This is a genomic window from Mycobacterium cookii, from assembly GCF_010727945.1.
Lineage (GTDB): Bacteria > Actinomycetota > Actinomycetes > Mycobacteriales > Mycobacteriaceae > Mycobacterium > Mycobacterium cookii.
On record NZ_AP022569.1, the window covers coordinates 4359895 to 4380973 of the forward strand.

At 62.7% G+C, this 21079-nt stretch carries 12 protein-coding genes and 1 pseudogene; 5 read left to right on the forward strand and 8 right to left on the reverse strand.

Going from position 1 to position 21079, the window contains the following annotated elements; genetic code table 11:
- Nucleotides 1-4: 4 nt before the first annotated feature.
- The 5 genes from G6N27_RS20435 to recC are packed head-to-tail and all read right to left on the reverse strand — an operon-like array spanning nucleotide 5 to nucleotide 13563.
- The gene (locus G6N27_RS20435) at nucleotides 5-1951 is read right to left on the reverse strand and encodes an AAA family ATPase (RefSeq protein ID WP_163779572.1); all 1947 of its coding nucleotides are present in this window, start codon (nucleotides 1949-1951) and stop codon (nucleotides 5-7) included.
- Nucleotides 1948-5295, reverse strand: a complete 3348-nt coding sequence (locus G6N27_RS20440) for a DEAD/DEAH box helicase (protein ID WP_163779574.1) — start codon at nucleotides 5293-5295, stop codon at nucleotides 1948-1950. Before G6N27_RS20440 ends, G6N27_RS20435 begins: the two co-directional genes overlap by 4 nt.
- Nucleotides 5292-7007 (reverse strand): exodeoxyribonuclease V subunit alpha, encoded by a 1716-nt coding sequence (gene recD, locus G6N27_RS20445; RefSeq protein WP_163779576.1) that lies wholly within the window; start codon nucleotides 7005-7007, stop codon nucleotides 5292-5294. The genes G6N27_RS20440 and recD overlap by 4 nt, the downstream gene beginning before the upstream one ends.
- Entirely contained in the window at nucleotides 7004-10279 is a 3276-nt protein-coding gene (gene recB, locus G6N27_RS20450; protein WP_163782094.1) for an exodeoxyribonuclease V subunit beta, read from the reverse strand. Before recB ends, recD begins: the two co-directional genes overlap by 4 nt.
- Entirely contained in the window at nucleotides 10279-13563 is a 3285-nt protein-coding gene (gene recC / locus G6N27_RS20455) for an exodeoxyribonuclease V subunit gamma (RefSeq protein WP_163779578.1), read from the reverse strand. The genes recB and recC overlap by 1 nt, the downstream gene beginning before the upstream one ends.
- Nucleotides 13564-13732: 169 nt before the next feature.
- Here recC and G6N27_RS20460 point away from each other — a divergent pair, with 169 nt between their 5' ends.
- A complete protein-coding gene (locus G6N27_RS20460; protein ID WP_163779580.1) occupies nucleotides 13733-15250 on the forward strand; it encodes an SIR2 family protein in 1518 nt (505 codons plus the stop codon).
- A 233-nt stretch (nucleotides 15251-15483) separates the two neighbouring features.
- Here the strand turns inward: G6N27_RS20460 and G6N27_RS20465 are convergent, their stop codons facing one another.
- Both G6N27_RS20465 and G6N27_RS20470 read right to left on the reverse strand, forming a co-directional pair.
- Entirely contained in the window at nucleotides 15484-16977 is a 1494-nt protein-coding gene (locus G6N27_RS20465; RefSeq protein ID WP_163779582.1) for an ADP-ribosylglycohydrolase family protein, read from the reverse strand.
- Nucleotides 16978-17008: 31 nt separating this feature from the next.
- A complete protein-coding gene (locus tag G6N27_RS20470) occupies nucleotides 17009-17776 on the reverse strand; it encodes an ankyrin repeat domain-containing protein (protein WP_232064708.1) in 768 nt (255 codons plus the stop codon).
- Nucleotides 17777-17852: 76 nt separating this feature from the next.
- Here G6N27_RS20470 and G6N27_RS25725 point away from each other — a divergent pair, with 76 nt between their 5' ends.
- Complete coding sequence (locus G6N27_RS25725) at nucleotides 17853-18749, forward strand: Helicase associated domain protein (protein ID WP_163779585.1); 897 nt, start codon at nucleotides 17853-17855, stop codon at nucleotides 18747-18749.
- A gap of 6 nt (nucleotides 18750-18755) precedes the next feature.
- Here G6N27_RS25725 and G6N27_RS20480 read toward each other — a convergent pair whose 3' ends face one another.
- Nucleotides 18756-19721 carry a metallophosphoesterase gene (locus tag G6N27_RS20480; protein WP_232064710.1) on the reverse strand — a complete coding sequence of 322 codons (966 nt, stop codon included), beginning with the start codon at nucleotides 19719-19721 and terminating at the stop codon, nucleotides 18756-18758.
- 89 nt (nucleotides 19722-19810) lie between these two features.
- Here G6N27_RS20480 and G6N27_RS20485 point away from each other — a divergent pair.
- From G6N27_RS20485 to G6N27_RS20495, 3 genes and pseudogenes are all read left to right on the forward strand, one after another.
- A pseudogene (locus G6N27_RS20485) lies at nucleotides 19811-20325 on the forward strand (nitroreductase family protein).
- Between the two features lie 101 nt (nucleotides 20326-20426).
- Entirely contained in the window at nucleotides 20427-20672 is a 246-nt protein-coding gene (locus G6N27_RS20490; RefSeq protein ID WP_163779591.1) for a type II toxin-antitoxin system VapB family antitoxin, read from the forward strand.
- Nucleotides 20669-21064: a type II toxin-antitoxin system VapC family toxin gene (locus tag G6N27_RS20495; RefSeq protein WP_163779593.1), complete on the forward strand. Its 396-nt coding sequence runs from the start codon at nucleotides 20669-20671 to the stop codon at nucleotides 21062-21064. Before G6N27_RS20490 ends, G6N27_RS20495 begins: the two co-directional genes overlap by 4 nt.
- Nucleotides 21065-21079 lie beyond the last annotated feature (15 nt).

Genomic DNA, 21079 nt, shown 5'->3' on the forward strand with positions numbered 1-21079 from the left:
CGACCTACTTACGTCGCAGTTCGTTTGGAAGCGGACTGGAGTGCACAATTGACAGCTCGCGATTCCCTCGGGTGAGCGCCGTGTACAGCGGGCCTTTTCGGCTGAAGTTCTCGGGAAAATCAGCCGGCTCGACCACCACAACGGCGTCGAACTCCAGGCCTCGCGCGGCGTCGTGAGAAGTGACGGTGACCTCCCGGCCGTTTTTCTCCCAGAGCTGCGGACCACGGTCAGATGTGCGCCATCCTGCTGTGCGCAAAGCGGTTTCGATCACCGACGGTGTCGGGGAGATGACGGCCACGGTGCCGGTCGAATACTCGGCCGTTAACCGCTTGACTTCTCGAACAACGCTGCTATCGAGTTCTTTCGGGCTCACCTTGTGAATGGCGGGGTCGGGCCCTACGTCTTGTAGCGCATGCGTCTTGCGTGCGGCTCGCGGCAGCAGGCGGTTGGCGAAGTCCAAAATTGGCTTCGTCGAACGATATCCCCGCTTCATCTGCCGAATCGGGGTTTCTGGATCGATGGCGATCACCTCCAGCACTTGAGCCCAGTCGCCCAGCGTGTGATCGGAACGGCGCTGGTGGAGATCTCCAAGGACCGTCCAGGCGTCCGCCTCGTTGATCTCGTCCAAGAGCAGCCATTCCAAAGGGGTCACGTCCTGCGCTTCGTCCACAATGACGTGCTCGATGTTGGCCAATTCGGTAGGCCTCGCGATCTCCCATTTGATGAAGGCGACGAGTGGTGCATGAACTCGCTGCGTCAGCGCCTTCTTGTAGGGCGGAAGCTGGCGTAGATAGAGCGACCAGTCCTTCTCGGGTGTGACTATTCCGCTGTGAGACCGCAAGTACTCGTATACCTGCTCAGGAGTCGGCGTCACGCCCTTGGCGGCCTTCAATCTGACGATCGCAGAACGGGAGAATTTCGCCAACCTCCAATCGACGTCTTGATAACTGCGCGAGACACCTCCATGCGGGGACTTCTTCCCACCGATGATCAGGTCGGCGAGCTCGTGCACCGATAACACCTTCACTCGCTCGGTGTCGCCGGTAAGCCGCGCAACCACCTGCCGAACGTGCCGCGAGTAACCGGCCGTCGGTCCGACCAGTAACACGTCCCCGTCAAGTCCGTTCTCAGGAGGTGTTTCTTCGTTCACGAGATAGGCGGCGCGGTGCGAAGCAACTATCGTCTTGCCGGTGCCGGGCTGGCCTTCGATGATCACGCTGTCCATGGCAGGAATGGTGACGAGTGAATATTGGTCGGGCTGCAACGTCGAAAGAACGGGCGCAAGGCTTTTCGTTCTCGGCGCCAGCATCTGGGCTCGCAGCAGACCTTCTGCCCGCAGAGGGGGCAGTTCTTCCGTGGGCCCGCCGGTTTCCTTCGATGTGCTCGCCGGATGGCTGTCGAGCGCCTCTTCAGGGATCGTATTTGGACGCGATGCGCGATCGGTCACGGCCGGCGGCAGCGTGGGGAGGCTGGGCGGTTTGGGAGGCGCTGGAATGGTGAGCGCGCGTTTCTTGAACGGATCTTCGGGAGCATCAGCCCGCAAGGCCTCGTCGATGAAATCGACGATTTGCCCATTCTGGCGGCTGAAGGCGCGCACGACTGCCACGTCATCGCACATGTAGTGATGGTCTGAACCACGAAAGAAAGTGCAGGCGATGGGTGCTGTCCAACCAAATACATTGATACCGTTGATATTTGCGTAGGTTTCGCCGATATAGAAGTCGGCCTCGCCGTCGAGGATTTCCTCGTCTGGACGGATGAGCGCAACCCGCCCAACTAGTTCGCCGCTGCGGATCTCACGCTTCTTCGGTAGTTTGCCGCCGACCCACGTGCTGTTACGCGGGCCTTGATATGCAGACGGTTTACGTGCTCGTGCCATCAACACCTCGGTGTACTGCTTCTGAGAGGTCCGCTCGTCTTCGAGCTCAAGGTCCTTAGGTTTATTGCTCATTCTGGCTCTCCAGCGATGATTTCGAGGACACAAACGGCTAGATGTTCGAGACGGATCTCTGGTTGCGATTCATTCGAGACCTCGCCGCTGAGTCTTGCGAATCGTTCTTCAGCCCTACGTAATTGACTTCGGAACAGGTCGGTGGAACTTTCTTTCCGACCGCGGCTGAGGGTCGTAGTAATGCGGTTTTCGATGGCAGCCCTTCGCCGTTCATGCTGCGCTGCCAGGCTGATCAGCTTTGCTTCCCTTAGCGCACTGAACTCGCTGTCCCTTTTCGCCTGTTCATGTACATGCCGGAAATCAAGTTGGTTGGCTGCCCGCTCGGCAAGTCGATCCAGTCGCTCTAGTGACGGCAAGGGCGCATCACTGAGCCCGCCCTGGGCGAGCGCGGCGAGCAGCGCATGCACGGGCCCTTCGCCCGCGTTGCGTCCTTGGTCAGTCACCGCGCATCCCCAGATTTCATCTCCCGCACGAGAGGCAGACACAGCCGTCGCTAGCACCGCAACATAGATGCCCGGTACGACATCTTCTTCCTGAGTTCTGATCTGGAGCGACGCGAATCTTGCCTGCCGGTGACCAGGAACAGCTGCCGCGGCCATCGCGAGCGGGCTTGTCGCGGTCAAGAGGGTGCCGCCGCTAGTGCGTGCCAACTCTTGGTCTAGCAAGAGCTGCATCGGCAGCTCGTTGCGCAGAAAGGACGTCACCGAGCTGACTTCGTTGCGCGTTCTTTGCTGCGATTTCGCGAGTTCGTCAACTCTCGCGGCCATCGCGGGGTTGCCCCGAAGTTCGATGCTGCCAACATCACGTGCGAAGTTCACGCCTTCGGCTCCGTCGATTCGCGCCCAGTCATCGATCAACAACGCCAGCTCACGCTGTCCGATGTAGCTACCGGTGCGGACGAGGTCGTGTTCTAGCCCAGCGACGTCGACGTCGTTGCTGACCATCAATGCACTCGACGCATCTGAAATGTCCTGTACGCCTGCTTTTTGCTCCTCGATGGCTGTGATTGCCTCGTGAAGCCGCTGCTCTCGCTGCTCCGGGCTCAATGTGAAATCGAACCCGGCCTGCAACACCTTGGTCGCTTCGACCGCGATGATCGGCTCGAGCGCGCCGATCGAGGATTCGAAGATCTCGATGCGGTCGAGAAGTCGAGCGAGTATGTGTTCGTCGATGGTGCTTTCGTTGACGAAATTGACCACGACGATGGTTTCTTCTTGCTGACCAATCCGGTCTATGCGGCCGATTCGCTGCTCGATCTCCATCGGGTTCCAGGGCAGATCGTAATTGATCACTGCAGAACAAAATTCGAAGTCGAGGCCCTCGCTCGCAACCCGATTGGCGAGAAGGAAGTCGTATTCGCCGGCGCGGAAGCCAGCCATGATCTTACGGCGGCCCTCGCGATCCACGCCCCCATGCATGACGGCCACTCGGAACTCATGCGCTAGCCGCTGCTGCAGATACGCCAGAGTTGGTCTGGAATGAGTGAAGAGCAATGCGCGCTTTCGCTTCTCGTACAAGCCAAGCAGGACCTCGTAGAGCAGATCGAATTTGGTGTCGACGGTCTCAGGGAGAAGATGAGCGGCTGCGATCAGGCCGGCATGCGGGTCTAGCCTCGTCGCCGATTCGCCGGAATCCGCGTCGGAGATCGCTCCGAAAGAAACGGGGTCGAGCACCGCGCGCCGGGCCATTGGCAGGCACGCGCTGGCAAGTCGCAGCGGCATCTGCATTGCGAAGTGGAGTGGACGCCCCATGGCCTTTGCGCGCATTCCGCACCAGGCAAGGTACTCCGCGTAGAAGTTCTCTTCGGTCTCGGTCCAGAAGACTTCCTGTCGATCTTCTGTACGTTTGGCCTTGCGGTCGTCGACCTCGACCTTCTTGGTCCGGGTGATCACGGTAGACAGAGTGTTCAAGTCGGCGAGATACCTTTTGGCATCGACGAGGTCGCGCGGCGTCAACGTGTCTCTGTCAAGCAGTTGGGTGAGAAGCTTGAAGTCAGCACGCTGCATGAGCGGTCTGCCCATAGCCGTGCCGCCGAGTTTGTTTAGCTCTGCGAGCAGATCGCGACCCCTTACACCTTTCTGGAGGAGCTTGGCCGCAACACTGTTGGTGATTCGGTTGGGTTCTAGTCGGAGCTCGAGATCTCGGATGTCCCCGTAGTCTTCCGGTGCGAGCAATTCCAATAGATTCAGCAAGTCTTGTTGGTGAAGGTTTATCGGTGTCGCCGTGAGGAAGACAAGATTGTCAGCCCACTCGGCAATCTCGGTCCCCAGCGCGTAGCTCTTCGTGTCCTGGTTGCGCATCGCGTGGGCTTCGTCGACGATGACAAGATCGAACTCGGGCGGGATCTCTGTCAGATCATCGAGTCCATCCCAGTTCCTCAGCCGTTCGAGGCTGGAGATATACGCACGCCTTTGAGGTAGCCGATTCTGGCGATGCTGCTCCGCGAAGTTCTTCAGTCCGTTCCCGTCGAGCTCCATGAGTTCGAACTCAAACCGGTCGGCCATTTCCTCCTTCCACTTGTTGAGCAGCCCTGACGGACAAACGACCAGAACGCGATCTGCTTCCCGGCGGGCCTCGAGTTCCGTCCAAATGAGACCCGCTTCAATCGTTTTACCGAGACCGACCTCGTCGGCAATGAGTAGGCGAGCCTTGCCGGTTTGCAGCAGTTTGAGTACTGGTTTGAACTGGTAGGGGCGGAAGGTTGTTCTGGTTGCCCGAAATGAGAAAAGGGTGTTGGAGAATTTGCCCAGAAGCTTCGCGCGGGTCAGCGTGGCGCCGAATCGGTCGGCGGGTGTTGGTTCACCCGTCACCCAGCTCTGCGGACCGTCTATCCGCGGGCGTGGCCTCAGTTTCGACTCGATGATGGTTTGTTTGCGACCCTGGACTACGACCGTGTACGACCATTGACCGCTGAGGAATCTTCGGTCGCGCACGGTGACATCGACGTCGCCCGACTCGGTGACCAGGTCCTCGTTGATGTGAAACTGTGGTTTGGGAACTTCGACGGCCTGCTGCCACAAATCCTGGGCCCATGCCAAAGCTGAAGCAAGGGGATGGGTTTCGTCGAGCTCTGTCAGCGGGACGATTGTGGAACCGCCTGGAGGCGCTCCGCTAGCGACTTGAAACAGCATCGGTCGTTCGAGACCCTCGAACCAGTAAATTCCTTCGGGTAGAGGGACGTCGGCCTGCCAAAGAACTCGGCACTCGTCTGCGCGATCGAATAGATCCGTGACTGGATGATCGAGTACGAGCGCGCAGGAGAACCTTGCTCGATCGAGTGGTAGATCAAGCCGGTTGACGTCAGGGCAGTATCCGAAGCAGGGATCGTTGGTACTTGATGTCATTTTCGCAACCTCGCTCGTAGACCCGTTGCCCGAACCGCCCGGCGTTCGATCGCGGCCCGCACCGACGCTGCAGACCCGACGACCCGCGCCTTCGACTTCGCGCGAGTAATCGCGGTATAGAACAACTCCCGCGTCAACAACCGTGAATCTTCCCCTGGCATAAGCACTGTCACCTCGTCGGCCTGGCTGCCCTGAGATTTGTGGATCGTCATCGCGTGCATGGTCTCGACGTCGGAGAGCCGACTGGTCGCGAAGTCCAGCGGCCCGCCGGCGGCGGCGATGACGGCCCGAAGGCCGTCGGGACGGGCGACGACCACGCCAGTGTCGCCGTTGTACACGTGCAGCCCGTGGTCGTTCGCAGTCACCAGCAGCGGGCGTCCGGGATACCACTCCGACCACGCTGGCTGGCCGGTCGCTTCGGAAAGCCATTGCTCGACTTGCCGATTCCAGTGCCGCACCCCGTACGGACCTTTCCGGTGCGCGCACAGCAGCCGATGCTCGTCCAGCGTCGCCAGCGCGACATCGTCGGCGCCGTACTGCGCCGCTTCGCGAAGCCTCACCGCGTGTGGCAGCAGTACTGAGCGCAAGGCATCGGACGCGTCGTCGGCCTCGATGAATTCGATGTGCTCGCCGCCGGCATGCAACAACTCCAACGCGCGATCAGCGTCACCGACCCGGATCGCCTCGGCAAGAAGGCCGATCGACTCGCCGAAGCGGTGCGAGGTCTTCAGTGTCGCCACCCGCATATCGGTGCGCGCCGAAATTCCCTCCACCAGATCGGCCAGCACAGCGCCGGCTTCCACTGACGCCAATTGGTCGGCATCGCCGACCAGGATCAGCCTGGAGTCTGGCCGCACTGCCTCCAGCAACCGTGCCATCATGGTCAGCGACACCATCGACGTCTCATCGACCACAATCACGTCGTGCGGCAACCGGTTTGCGCGATCGTGACGGAACCGCGACGCCGTGTCCGGCTTGCTGCCCAGAAGCCGATGCAGTGTCATCGCCTGCAACTGACCGAGCCGCGCCCGGTCGGCCTCGCCCAGCTTGGCGACCTCGAGTAACACCGCCTCCTGCAACCGAGCGGCAGCCTTGCCGGTCGGCGCTGCAAGAGCGATCCGCGGACGAGGTGCGCCGGCAAGCTGCGCCTGCTCGGCCAACAGCGCCAGTAGCCGCGCAACCGTCGTGGTCTTTCCGGTCCCGGGACCTCCGGTCAGCACCGTGACCGCTTGCGCCAGAGCAATTTCCGCGGCCTCGCGTTGCTCTTCAAATCCGGCGGGGAAGAGCCGCTCCGAGGCGGGCACGTCGCCTATCGGCTTGGATACGTGCAGCGCCAGCAGGTCGTCGCAGACCTGCTTTTCCTCGCGCCAGTACCGGTCGAGATATAGCAGCCGATCATCGTAGAGATGGAGAACGCTGCCAAGCAGCGCACTGTCCCGCACCACTGCGAGCCACACCCCCGGCTCGGGGCATGGCAAGTCGTCGACGCCGATATCGGATGCGATGGTCTCCAACTCAATGCAGACCGATCCGCCGCGTAGTCCGCGCACCAGTAGCGCCACCGCCAAGGCCACCCGCTCATCGGACTCTTTGCCGAGGAAGCAAATTCGATCCGCCACCCGAACGTCCGAAACATCCAGCACGCCAGCCTCGTTGAACGCCGCCAACAAACCGGACGTGCCGACGGCAAGCTCTACATCGGTGACGGTCACGCCGCCTGCCTTCCCTCGTCAAGAAGGTCCGAGAGTGCGACCACCAGCGCGGCGGGAGGCTTCCAGCTGAAGATCCCGCACGGCTGTCCGTCGGTCACCGGTGTGTTAGCGCCGCTCATTCCCCGGACGAACAGATACAGCACTCCACCGAGGTGCGAAGCAGGATCGTAAGTAGGCACCCTCCATCGCAGAAAGCGATGCAGCACAACGGTGTACATCAGCGCCTGCAACGGATAGTCGGAATGCAGCATGGCCTCGGCTATCCGCGCGGGGTTATAGTCGGCGGCATTGTCCCCGAGGTAGTTGGTCTTGTAGTCCACCACCAGGTAGCGCTGGTCGGGCAGTCGCAGCACCGCATCGATGGAGCCAGAGAGGTATCCGCGCAGCGACTGGTTGCCCAGCGCGGCCGACGTCAGACGATCGATATATGGCGCGAACGGATCGTCGTCCGGCAAGAAGGCGCGCAACAGCTCGCCCACATCGGACACCGACACATTCGGCACGGCACCACGCACATCGCCGCCGGCCAGCGGGATCTCGAAGTCCAACTCCCGCAACCGGTCTGACAGGCTAATCTGCCGCAGCGTTAAGCCGTCGGCCAACGAGCCCAACGAAGTGTCGTTCATCGGCACCAACGCCGCAGCCAGGTCGGCCGCGGTCACGTCAACCGAATACCAGTTCAACTCGCGACGCGCGTGAGTCTCGAGTTCCGAAGAAAAGTCTGCCGACGAAGGATCGGCGTTCTCCAGCACCGCATGCACCAATGACCCGAACGTCGCTCCGCGCGGCAGGTCCGCCATCGGCGATACCAGCAAAGGTCCAGATGCGCTCTCTGTCAAGGAAATATCGCCGGTCTCGTCATCCAGTTCGGTGACCTCTGGTTCACTGGTCACCCCGACGGCCTCGGCTACCCGGACGAGGCCCGAGTACGAGGTGCGCCGCCAGCCGGTGTCGATGGAGCGATGGAAATGGCGCATCTCCAAGTCCGTCGGTTCCGGTTTGATCGGGACCGGCGGGGCTTCTGCGATCACCGACATTTCGATGACCGGTCCACCGGCGGCTTCCCATTCCCGCAACCGGGCCATTACATCGTCGTCGGCGATCTTCGGGGGATCACAGCGATCGGGCACGTGCGCCTCGCCGGGGCGACGGCCGCGCAGCAGTCGCGACAAGCCACCGGTGGGCTCGTCGCGGGTGGGCGCCCACCATGCCACCACCTGGGATTGCGCGCGCGTCATCGCGACGTAGCTAAGTCGGCTGACGTCGTTGGCTTCTTCGATGCGGCCCTGCTGTTTTGCGGCCGCGACGCCGGGGCCGTTCTTCCCGCCGATGTACAGGCAGCGCACATCTTCGTCATGGAAGACCACTGTGTCGTAATCCTGGACGTTGCGGTTGAATGCGAACGGTAGGTACACAACGGGAAACTGCAGACCCTTGGCTCCATACACCGTAATCACCTGCACGGCGGTGGCGTCGCTGTCCAGTCGACGGTTGCGTTCCGTTGCGCCGCTGCGCTCTTCGCGTTGTTTGCGCAGCCAGTCGCGCAGTCCCGGCAAGCCCAACTGTTCCTGATGGGCGACTTCTTGCAACAACTCGGTGACGTGTGCGAGATCGGTCATCCGCCGCGCGCCGTCTACCCACGAAAGCACCCGTGCGCCCATCCCACGCAACTGCGCGGCTTCGTAGACCGCCGCGACCCCGCGCTCTCTCGCGTGCGCCGCCCATGCGCGCAACGTCTCGGCCAGGCGGTCGGTCAGCGCGTCTCCGCCGGCCACAAGGGTTTCCGCGGTTTCACCGAAGAACACCGTCGCTGCGGCCGCGCGCACCATCCCGGGTCGGTGCGGCTGGTCGAACGCTTCCAGCAGGCAGAGCCAGTCTTCCGCGGCGGCCGAGGTGAACACGTCCGTGTTGCCGGGGTAGACCACCGGAATGCCTGCGCCGCTCAACGCCTGGAAGCAGACCTCGGCGTCTTTATGCCGCTCGACAATCACCGCAATGTCACGGGCACACAGCGGCTCATCGCCGAACGTCGCGCCACTGGCGAGCAGCGCGCGGATGTCCGCGGCGAGGTCGGCGCCGATGTGATCCCGTATCGCGTCGATAGGGGGATGCGTAACACCGCTGCGGCCCAGCGTCTCTCGCGCGACGACACGCAGCCGGAACGGATCGTTGTGGGGCGCACCCACGAGCCGATGACCTTTGTGGTGGGCTGCAACATCCTCAACCACGATGTCGGCATCGCCGAGTTGCGCGCCGCCCAGCGCCACCTGAAGGCGCTCGAGTAAAGCCGAGTCGCTGCGCCAGTTGGTGGCCAACGTCTTCCGGTCATCGGCCGTCTTTGCCGCCCCCAGATACGTGACGATGTCGCCGCCGCGGAACGCGTAGATGGCCTGCTTCGGGTCACCGATCAGGATCACCGTGGAGTGCCCGCTGAACGCGCGATCGATCACCTCCCACTGGACCCGGTCCGTGTCCTGAAACTCGTCGACCATGACGATGGGCCAGCGGTGGCGCATCCGCGCCCGGGCGGGGGAGTCGTTGGTGTCCAGCGCGGCAGCCAGTCGGCTCAACAGGTCGTCATAACCGAGGACGCCGAGCCGGCGCTTGCGGGTTTCCAATTCGGCCAGAACGTCTTTCGCGAAATCCACCCGGGCAGCGGCCTCCGATCCCGGGTCCGCGTCCCGGGGCCGCAGTTCAGCGGCGGGGTTGCCGACGGCCTCGTGAGCCAACTTCAATGCAGGGCCGTACTCCAGTATCGGATCGTCGCGCTGCTGGCCGAAGTGCGCGAGATACAGATCGGCGACGATCTCGGCAGTGAGGTCGTCGAGGCCTTCGAGCAGGGTGACGTTGGAGGCGGTGTCGCCCGCAACACCAAGCGATTTGAGAACGAGTTGGCAGAACTGATGAGTGGTGGCAATGGTCGCCGCGTCGAACCCAGCCAGCGCGTCGCGCAGTCGCTGTTTACGGGCCTCGCGCTCGTCGACGGGGGCGTCGAGCAGATAAGCCACCAGCTGGTTTTCGCCGACCGTCGACGGATCATCGAAAGCGATTACCGCATCGGCAATCTGGCGGCGAACCCGCTCGCGGAGTTCTTGGCTCGCCGACCGACTGAACGTGATCAGCAGCATCTGATCCAACGTCGCCTTACCCTCGGCGAGGTAGCGCGTCACCAGACCGGCCAGCGCGAACGTCTTTCCTGTGCCCGCGCTGGCTTGCAGCACGGTCGTCGCGTTTGCGGCCGGGAGTGGGCCGAGCAGGTTGAAAGGTTCCATCACGTCGGAATCCTTTCGGCGCGCAGTATGGGAAGCCATAGCCGGGAGGAGTAGGCGCCGAGCCTGTTGTCTTCGTTGTCGAATTCCTCACCCGGACGCAGCGGCGTCATCAGCGCAGACAGCCACGCGCCTTTACCCCAGGCTCGCTCGTTCGCCGGCGACGCGTCTTCGCCGGGATACTGACCGCTCCGCCATCGGTACCCCGCGGCCTTCTCGGGGTCGTCGCCCGAGTGCCGTGCGACCGCCCAGGCGTACGAAGTCTTGACGGGCAAGGGGAGTGGCTCGCGGCGGCCTGCGTCGTAGATCGCCACCAGCTCGCGCAGCACCTCGGTGGCGTCACCATCGGGGCGGCCGATTTCTTCCACGCGTGGAGTGGTGCCTCGCTTCGGCCGTCCGATACATGCCGCCGACCAATCCTGGCGGGAATCCCGGGCGTACAACGCCAGCAACGGAATCCATGATCCCAGCAGATGCTTACCGTCCAGCTTTGAATAGGTCACCGATACCAGGCGTTGGCCGTACACCGCCGGCACTGTGCCGCTGAGGCGCCGTCCGCCACCAAGGTTGATGTCGACGTCGTAGGGCTTCGCGTCCGTGGTGCGATATTGCTGCGCTTCTTTCGCCAGCAGGTCAGCCTGATCGCGGATCTCGGTCGCCTTGCGCCACCCCAAGTGTCCCGGCGGCAAGGTGCCGCGGCGCCATTCCGCTTCGCGTGCTTGGTCAGTGGTCATGCCGCGCAGGACATCGTTGAGGATCCGGTCGCCGACCGTCCACTCTTCGAGGTTGTCGAGATCCACCGGCATGGCGTCTTCGATACCGTCGACGTCGCGCGGCAGCGTGAACTCCAGCGCTCGAAAAAAGCCCTTCACCGGATCTTTGAAGAATCCGATCAAGTCGGCCAGGATGACGTCGTCGGTGGGCGGAGCTGGCAGCGGTCCGGAGATGAACGGAGGTCGCTCGCAACGATCGCCGGCGCTGACCCGAGCCGCGCGCAGGGCGGTCGGGTCGAAGCTGAACGGTACGTTCGGCACCAGAGCGCCGGGCTCCACATTCCGAATGTCGAACGGCTGCAACGGATGTTCGACGACGACGCGTTTCCGAATCTTTTCGGTCGTGGTCATGTCGAGGGTGTCCAGCAACTCGTCCAGTGGTACCGCGGGCGGGCGGGGTAGGCCCGAGTATTGATTGGCCACGGTGTAGGTGACGACCAGCTTCTCAGTGGCTGCGCCGATGGCGTCGAGCAGCAACTGTCGGTCCTCGGACCGGATGTCCCGTTCACCGGTCATCGGATCGCGGGCCAGCGCGTCATCGCCGTCGACAACGCCCAGGCGCGGAAAGACGCCATCGTCGAGGCCGACCAGGCAGACCACCCGGTGCGGCACCGAGCGCATCGGCACCATCGTGCACACGGTGAGGGTGCCGGTGCGGAAGTTGGCTCGGGTGGGGCGGCCGGCCAGGTGCTGGTCGAGCAGTGCGCGGATGTCGGGTAGCCGTAGTGGCGTGTCGCTGCGAGAACCGGCCTGTTCCAACACTTCTGCGAATTCGCGCTCGACCTGCCGCGTCTGCCAGGCATCGGCGTCACTGGTCCGGGTCAACGAGCTGATTCCTTCGGTCAAACCGTTCAGCCAGTCGCGCAGCGGTCGTGCGCCGGACAAAGCGTTGGCGGTCATTTCGAGCCGACAGACGAATTCGGCGAGCTGTCCCGCGAGTTCGACGCGGTTGCTGCTGACGTCGTCGAGCGGCAGCGTGGTATCGATCCAGGCGTGGGCATCGTCGGACATCGCGACTCCGGCCAGGATTCGGTCGATGCCGAAACGCCATGTGTTGTGGACGAAGTCGACGTGATACGGCTTGCGCTGTTCACGGTCGAAACCCCATCGGATATTCGCTTGCCGCACCCACCGGGTGATCGACTCGAGGTCATCATCGTTGAAGCCGAACCGGGCCCGCACCGGTGCGGTCTCCGCAATGTTGAGCACCTCGCTGGCCGTCACCCTGCCGTCGGCCAACGCCAACAGTTGCGCGGCCAGCGCGAGCAGTGGGTTGGTCTGGATCAGCGACCGGTCCGCGAGCTTGACCCGCAGTCGGTGAGCCGGATGCGCGCTATGCACCACGTCGCCGAGTCCGAAGTCGGCGACGATCAGCGGCGCATACGTCTCGATGTCGGGGCACATCACCAGGATGTCGCGCGGCTCCAGCGTCGGGTCGTCCTGCAGCAGACCGAGCAGCACCTCACGCAGCACATCGACCTGACGGGCCGGGCCGTGGCAGCTGTGCACCTGTACCGAACGATCGCCGTCGGCAAGCACACGGCCTTGTGGCTGGAGGGCATTGGCGGCAATATCGCGCTGCAGCCAGCCAAGCAGTGAGTCTTCGTGGTCTTCGTTGGGCAGGAATTCGTTGGTCTGCAGCTCCGCCGGCAGGCTGCGTTGCAGTTCACGCAGGTCGCGGCCGAGCGTGGCCAGTAGCGGATGGTCGACATCGCGGTGGCTGGTGTCCTCGCGACGGGGGATTGCACCACGGTGTCCGACGAGCTTCTTCCACAGAGCGTCGCTGGGGTGGGGGAGCCACAGGTGCAGTTGGTGGTGGGTGGACACCGCCTGCAGTAGCTCGATGTCGGTTGATGTGAGCCGGGTGTGCCCGAACAGCGACAGCCGTGGGGGCAGGTTGCTCGGTCCTTCGTGCAACCGCGACACGGTCTTCTGCTGGCGGATGTGTGGAGGATCGGCGTCGACACGCTCGACGAGCGCCCGCCACAGCTCGGGTTGCCAATGAAGATCGTCATCGAGACCGCCCGTGTTGCCGTCGAGCCAGTCGATCAGCAGTTGCGGACGCTGCCGCGCATAGGAGGCGAATAGTCCGGCTAGCCGTCTCGCGACTGAATACCTTCGGCCCCTTCGTAACTCAGCTTCCTCGCCACTGTCGAAATGACCGAGGTGCCGTGCCAGGATGGCGCACCACGGCTGATCGAGTGACGCGTCGATGGTCTCTATCAGGGGCCAGGTCATGGCGTCCGGTGACCAGGGATCGTCGTCGGTCGTACCGGTAATTTCGGCGAGCAGCGAGGCCGGGCTGCGGAATGAAATTCCGGCGCAGACGCCGTCACCCCTGCCGCTGGCACCCAGGACATGCGACAGCCGTTGGCTCAGCCAGCGTTCGACCCCGCGGGTCGGCACCAAGACGAGTTCCTCGGCGAAGGGGTCTGGCAGTGGGCTGGCCAGCAACGCCCCTAACCCGTCGGCCAGCAGGTCGGTGCGTTCGGCACGATGCAGATGAAGTGGCATCGATTTCCACCCTAGGACGGCGGGCCGACGTCGTTGGCGAGATCGCAGGATTTCTTGTACGAACGTACTAGACGCGTGTTCAGTACTCGGCTTCCTCGTAGGAAAACTCCAGGCCGTCTACGTCTTTGTACGGGCCGCGTTGATTCAGCGCCCGGCTAAAGTCATGGCCGTGAGCCACTTGTTTGCGGCGCGCGGTGATCTGACGAAGTTGGCCTGCGACGCCCTACTGATTCCATGTGATTCAGCTCCAAACGTGAACGAGGTGTGGGACGCGGTCCTACCGAAAGGCTTGCCACCATCAGAGCGTTATCGCGGATGGAGGACGCTCCAAGTACGTCCGAACGAAGCTGGCGTGGTACGCCTGCCAGCCGTCGACGGCCGTCAGGTGTGGGCATTCTCCACGGTCGACATTGGTGTCCGTGCTACACCGAAGCGGGTCGCCACTCGAACACTGAGAGCACTCAAGTATGTCTCTGAGCAACTCGCAAGCCATGGTGACCGTGCCGCGCCGTTGATCGGTATCCCACTGCCGGGCACAGGACACGGCGGCCTTCAAACGCGGCGTGCTGAGGTGATCGAGAGGCTCCTCGATGGTTTCCGCGCAACCTTATTCGATGCCGATGTCGCATTGGTTCTGTTTGATCGCCGCGATTTTGCTGCGGTGCAAGAGCGCCGCGCGCTTACGGATTGGGCTGAGCTGCCGACCAACCTTATCGACCACGCCGACCGATTGGGGAAGTTGGCGGCGCGGGATGAACTCTCGTTGTTCCTCGGAGCTGGAGTGTCGAAGCCGGTGGGTTTGCCTGATTGGCGCGAACTCCTTGCGTCTCTGGCCGAGGCGGCAGGTGATCACGCGCCTAGGCTCGAGGGAGACCCCTACAAAGTCGCAGAACCGATCGTGCGCGCACTTGGCGATAAGTACCACGATGCGCTTCGTCGCCATTTGGTGCGGCGGACCTACGGTATTGGTCACGCGCTGCTGGCGAGCCTCGGCACAAGTCGCATGGTCACCACGAACTTCGACCGCTGCATGGAGATCGCCTTAGAGGAGCCCACGGGAAGCGACTTCCGCGTGTTGACGCGCCAGCTTGCGCGTGGTGGCTGGCCTTGGCTGTTGAAGCTTAATGGCGACGTAGCGGATCCGGCGACGATCGTGTTGACCGAAAGCGACCTCGTGCGTTATCCGGACGAACGCCAAGCGCTCGAAGGCGTGGTCCAGAGTCTGCTCTTGACGAGCCACCTCTTCTTCATCGGGTTCAGCCTCACCGACGAGAATTTTCTAGAGCTAGCCGCGGCGGTTTCGAGCGTTCGGTCACGAGCACGGGATTCAGACTTGCCGGGGCCTGGAACGGCCCTCGCCTTGACCGACGACGAATGTAGGCGGGCGAAATACAAAGACCTCGAGATGCTGTCTATGGACAGTCAAAATCCGACGAAAGGCGCGCGACGGTTGGAGATCTTTCTCGACCGACTCGTGTGGACGGCCGCCACGCAGAGCAAACTTGCGAGCGAGTACCTCCTGGACGAACGTTACAGGAGCGGGCTTTCAAAACATGATGCCGCACTCCGCAAATTACTCGTCAAAATGGCTGGCGAGGCTGACGAAAAGATAAGATCCAGCAATGGTTGGAGGCGGGTCTCCGAGTTATTACGCGACCTAGGCGCCGACGAATCAGGTCTCATCTAATAGTGCGGCCATACGGGCAACAAGACTCTGGCGGGACAACGTGGTCCGGTGCGCGGCTCTGAGCTCGGTGACGAGCCCTGCCAGGGAATCGTCTTGGCGACGATTTTCCTGGTAGTACGGCATGAGGACATTTTGCCAGTCGGCACCTACAAGTTTCGCGTCCTGGCTGGTCAGTGACTTAACCATGATTCGGCGTCAAAGACCCGCACAACCGCCTGTGGTACTAGAGGTCGCTACTTGGGGCGTACTCGATGCGCGTCGACAACTTGAATTTCCAAAGGTTTCGGGCGCAGCCGCCCCAGCGCCACTTTGAAATCGGCGTTCGGGTGGGCACCCGGTAGCACGGCACTCACGTCGCGCAGTGCAGTGGCGATGTCGACGTCGCGCCTGCGGGCGCCGTACAGCGCCGAGATGGTGGGTGTGCGGCTTTGGGCCTGCACGCAGTGCAGGAACACCGTCCGGCCCTCGGCGCGTAACTGCTCCACTGCGCGCACGGTATCGAGCAACACGAAATCGAGGTTCTCGTTTTCGCCGACGTAGTCGATGAGCCGAACATCCAGGTGCGTCATGCCGTCGGGAAGCTGCGAGTCTTCCACGCGGCATAGCGACACGATCGCCTCTACTTCCCTCGGCAGCTTCGACAGCGCGGCGGCGCCGCCGATCCACAGCTGGTCGTCGTACGGATGTTGAACGAGTTGGCGTGCTTCGGGATACCCGCCGTAGGTGTAGTCGAACGTGTCGGGTCGACCCCCGTCAATGATCTTGTCGGCGAGCGCAATCAAGCCGCGGGTGTCCAGGCCCGGCCAGCCGTGCAACATCAATCGCCACTGCGCGGGCACCGCGGAAGCGCCGTAGGTCGCGCCGAGCAGGCCGCCGGCGATGGCCGCAACCGTATCGGTGTCGTGACCGCCGCGTACCGCCGCTTCGAGCGCTAGTCGCAGATGATCAGCGCGAAACATGCCCGATTCCGAATCATCCATAGGGACGGGCGTATTCACGATCGCAGACCATGCGGCCTGCAGTGCTGCGACGACCCAGCCGTTTTTGTCGGAGAACGTCGATGGCTGCGAAGCTTCAGCCTCGTTCAGTCGAGACGACCATAGATCGCGCCGCTCGACAGGAATGCGGTTGAGCCCAACTCGTGCATCGAGTGCGCCAGTGAGGATGGCGTGGCAGATCGCCACGCACCACAGCACGCAGGCGTCGCCGGCCTCGGGATCGAAGTGCGTCAGTTCGCTGATCGCGCGGGCGGCTTCGACGAGCGCGTCCTTGTCGTCGAGGTAGGCGAGGGCCACCGGCGCGGTCCGCATCAACGATCCATTGCCGGCGGTGTGGCCGCTGCGCTTGTGCAAGGCCGCGGACTCATCGTGAGCGGTTCGCGCCGAGATGCCGCGCTGCTTCGCGGCCGACAGGACCGAGCTGGTCTGCACGCCAATGTCTTTAGCCGTCTGAGCCCAGAAGCTCCAACGCTCCACGATTAGGTCCTGCGCTTGCTCGCCGCGCAGATCCGCCCCGGTGGCCGCGACCTCGGCGATGGCGATGGCCATCGATGTGTCATCGGTCCACTCGTCGTGTTCGAATGCCCCGAGTCCGCCGCCGATCATGTCGACGGGGGTGTCGGGAGCAAGCGGTGGCCCGAACTCGTAGCCAGCGCCCAGGGCGTCCCCGGCCGCAGAGGCGAGTAGCGCGCCACAGGCTCGGTCACGTTGTGCAGCAGTTAATTTCATGGACAACCTCCTTGGTTGTGCGGACATGTGGTCAGACGAATCCTTGATCGACGAGCACCGATCCGTCGGGCGTCACCAGGTGAGTTTGGCCGGAACCTTCGACCAGGCCGCACCAGCTCTTGACTTCGAGGGATCCGTTTTGCAGCTCGATGTGGAAGCCGTACTTGCCGGGAAGCGGGAACCACACGCGTTGACCCGGCAACTCGTGGAGGATCTCAACCGGCGGGTACCTGAGAACGGTGCGTAAGTCGCCTTCGAAAAGGCGGCCGGCGATGCGTCCGTCGATGAGTTCGGCGAGCCGTGCGTCGAGAGCCTCGATCTGCCGAGAACTCGATCGGCTGCGCGGGGGACTCAGCAGTCGTTGCAAACCTGGTGAACTCGCGTGTTCAACGGCGACGTCGTATGCGGTGCGGCCTTTCGCATCGCGAAGCGACCGGAGTGCGCCTCGATCGAGTAGGTCTCTGGCGACGTCTACTGGCGCGCCGTGCCAGGCGGCTTGATGCAGCGCGGTGAACCATGCGGTGCCGCCCGGACGCCACTGGTTGATGACCAACCACTTCGATTGGTTATCGAGCACGGACATGACCGTCGGCCAATCTCCGACTTTCGCTGCGTCGGCTAGTTGATGGCCGGCGCGGACCAGGTCGTCGCTCATGACCGACGGGTCCAGCACGCTTTGCCATGGCCGGGCACCGTCGACGATGTCGAAATACGACGTCATGCAGGCCTCCTTTGATATGCCCCCGCCGGGGGTGTTCTCGCCGGCGCCGGGTGGCGTCGGGTTGGTCTGCTGCTGCACTGATGCAGTGTGCGCTGTGTCATCACAGTAGCATCTCAGACTGACATTCTGCAATCACGCAGAGTAAGCTGCACCTGTGCAGGAATCCGGAGGTCAATTCCCGCTGTCAGATGACGAGGTCACGGCTACTTTCGCCGAGCGGGCGAAGTCTGCGCGGCTCCGTGCAGGTCTGACGCAGCAGCAACTGTTTGAACGACTGCGAGACGAGACCGGGGTACGCCTCGACACGTCGGCAATCACGCGAATCGAGGCCGGCCAACGGGAGCCGCGACTCGGGGAGGCCTTGGCTATCGCCCGCGTGCTGAATTTCGGATTGAACAATCTCGTCCCGCGCGCCGATCTGGACTTGTACCTCAGTGACGTCGAACGATTGATGAGGGAAAGCCGCGCAGCGTTGATTCGCATGGTCAAATCTGTCGATCCCCTGATCGAGTTTGTTCGGGCGAACCCCGGCTCTCTCGGCGACAAGCGCCTCGACGACCGGTTCCGCGAAACCATCGAGTACTTCGAGCAGAGTGCTTCGCGCGACGAACTGAAGAACATCGCGATCACGACGAACCGCACCGACGAGAAACTCAAACGGCAACTGTTGCGAGCGGTCGGTGACGGGATCCTCGTCAGGACAGAAGACATCGAGCCTGCCTACGACGGTTGGTATAAGGACGATGTCGGAGCCGAACCCGGTAGGGCGTCGCCGCGAGAGGGTTGGCAGAGCGGAGAACGTCGGGTCCGCATCGAGCGGTGGGAGAAAAGCTACGGGCAACTCCTGAAATATGTTCGCGATCATGGGGACGCTCGAGTTCCGCCCCCGCATATCAGCGAAGATGGCGACCGGCTCGGTGCTTGGGTTGTTGAGCAACGCGATCGCTTCAAGCGGGGGATGCTCGAGCCCGATCATTCGCGACGGCTCGAAGAACTGCCGGGCTGGACCTGGGGTCCACGGAAGCCGCGATCGGGATCCGACGACGCGTGACCGGCGCTAAGCCTGCTGCGGTAAATAGTGCCGAGGGTCTATCTGCTTCTCGCCTGACCAGCGGTAGGCCATCAGCGTTCCGCCCTTCACGGCGCTGAAGTCCACGCAGGCGCTGCGGGAGTTCCAGTCGCGGTGCTGATCGGGGCGCCCTTGGCGCCAGTAGTGGCCGTAGAACACCGGCACGGCCCCGGTGTAGACGAACGAGCGATCCCGCGGCGGAATCTCGATATCCGGCAGATCTGGATACGGTGCGCCATCCTCTGTGGTGAAAGTGCTTGCTATTTCAGCGATATCGCGCAGCGTCATCGCGTCACCGTTCCACCATCGAATCCTCGCGTTGGTGCGCAGGTGACCGTCCTTATCCATGTATGGCAGCTGACGGTGATCGACCAGGCTGATCTCCGGGCCTTTGAGCAGAATCTCGATCGCCACGTACAGTTCGTCGCCCTTGGTGCTGGCTCGGACCAGGTCCTCCACGGTGCCGAACCGATTTGACCCCAACTGGCGTTCGACGACGCCGATCGAATCCTCGTGCCAACACGCATGCACGACGCGAATATCGCCCAGATCGAGCCAGAGCGGCAGGGTCTTGAACCATTCCAGGTACAAGCTGCGCTGTGCGCTGGTGAGTTGGTCGAGGAAGCTCTGATGCTGTTTGGTGTTTTTCTCGTTGTGGCGTCGCAGGTGCTGCCCGCTGCCGGCGGGGTGCTCGGTGGCGTAAGCGATCGCGTTGAATTCGTGGTTGCCCATCACAATCTGGGCAGCGTCGGTGTCCACCATTGCCTTGACGATCTCGAGGACACGCAGCTGACCGGTCCCGCGGTCGATCAAATCGCCGACGAAAATCGCCTGCCGCTTCGGATGTCGATACGCGCCGGTGCTGCTCTCGAGTTGGTAGCCGAGATCGCCGAGCAGCGCCTCGAGTTTCTCGGCGCAGCCATGGATGTCGCCGATGATGTCGTAACCTTCCACGCCTTGATTGTCTCGTAGGGGTCTGACATATCGGCTCGCCTCGACTCCGGTGGCACCATGGCGAATGAACGTCAGACGGAGGGAATGCGATGGAAGCCTGGGCGCGATCACCGCCCGACGCAACATACGCGAGTACACGCCCGATCCGGTGTCGGATGAGGACCTAAACCGCATCGCCGAGGCGGGGTGGCGCCCGCCGTCGGGGAAGAATCGTCAGCGGTGGGACTTTGTTGTGGTGACAGATCGTGCACAGCTACAAGAGCTTTCGACTGTATGGCAGGGCGCCGGCCACATCGCGAAGGCTGCAGCGGTGATTGCATTCGTCGTGCCGCCGCCGGAGGATGACCGCCGGACACGGACTGACCATTACGAAATCGGGCAAGCCACGATGGCGATGATGATCGCGGCCACCGACCTGGGAATCGGGACCGGCCACTCGTCAATCGGCGACGAGGAACGAGCCCGTGCCGTCCTTGGCGTGCCCGACGATCACACAATGGCTTACCTCATGGGTCTCGGGTATCCCGCAGACCGCTCGCTCAAGCCGATCCGCAAACCGAACCGAATGCCATTCAATGAGGTTGTGCACCATGGGCATTGGTGATCAACACGTCAGGGCCTATGTCGCAGGATTCCCGTCGTCGCGCTTTGTTCCAGCAACGCGCGGTGCACCTTGGTACCATCGGGGTGGTAGAAAGGTATCCCATGGCGTTGAACATCAAAGATGTGTCTGTGCACGAAGCGGTGAAGCAGATCGCGAAAATCACCGGCGAGTCCCAGGCGCAGGCGGTAGCGACGGCGGTGAATGAGCGTTTGGCCCGACTGCAGGGCGACGATCTCGCATCCCGGCTTCTCGCCATCGGCCACAAGACCGCCAGCCGGATGAGCCCCGAGACCAAAATGCTGGACCACGGTGCGCTGCTGTACGACGAGCGAGGGCTGCCAGCATGATCGTGGACACGTCGGCAGTGATCGCGATCCTCAAAGGCGAAGACGACGCCGCGCTCTACGCGCAGGCCATCGCGCACGCCGGCGCCCGAAGGCTCTCTGCGGCAAGCTATCTCGAATGTGGGATCGTCCTCGACTCTCAGCGAGACCCGATAATCAGCAGAGCTCTCGACGAGCTTATCCAGGAAGCCGAGTTCGTGATCGAGCCGGTGACCGAGCACCAGGCCCACCTGGCCCGTCGGGCCTACGCAGATTTTGGCAAAGGCAGGCACCCAGCGGGGTTGAACTTCGGTGATTGCCTCACTTATGCCCTCGCGCTCGATCTACGGGAGTCACTGTTGTGGAAGGGCGAGGATTTCGGTCGCACGGGCGTCGAATCCGCGCTCGGCGGATGATGCGGGTCCGGAAAA

Bases quoted from the DNA above. Each gene is read 5' to 3' on its own strand.
- G6N27_RS20435 (WP_163779572.1), bottom strand. From the start codon at position 1,951: ATGAGCAATAAACCTAAGGACCTTGAGCTCGAAGACGAGCGGACCTCT.
- G6N27_RS20440 (WP_163779574.1), bottom strand. From the start codon at position 5,295: ATGACATCAAGTACCAACGATCCCTGCTTCGGATACTGCCCTGACGTC.
- recB (WP_163782094.1), bottom strand. From the start codon at position 10,279: ATGGAACCTTTCAACCTGCTCGGCCCACTCCCGGCCGCAAACGCGACG.
- recC (WP_163779578.1), bottom strand. From the start codon at position 13,563: ATGCCACTTCATCTGCATCGTGCCGAACGCACCGACCTGCTGGCCGAC.
- G6N27_RS20465 (WP_163779582.1), bottom strand. From the start codon at position 16,977: ATGAAATTAACTGCTGCACAACGTGACCGAGCCTGTGGCGCGCTACTC.
- G6N27_RS20490 (WP_163779591.1), top strand. From the start codon at position 20,427: ATGGCGTTGAACATCAAAGATGTGTCTGTGCACGAAGCGGTGAAGCAG.
- G6N27_RS20495 (WP_163779593.1), top strand. From the start codon at position 20,669: ATGATCGTGGACACGTCGGCAGTGATCGCGATCCTCAAAGGCGAAGAC.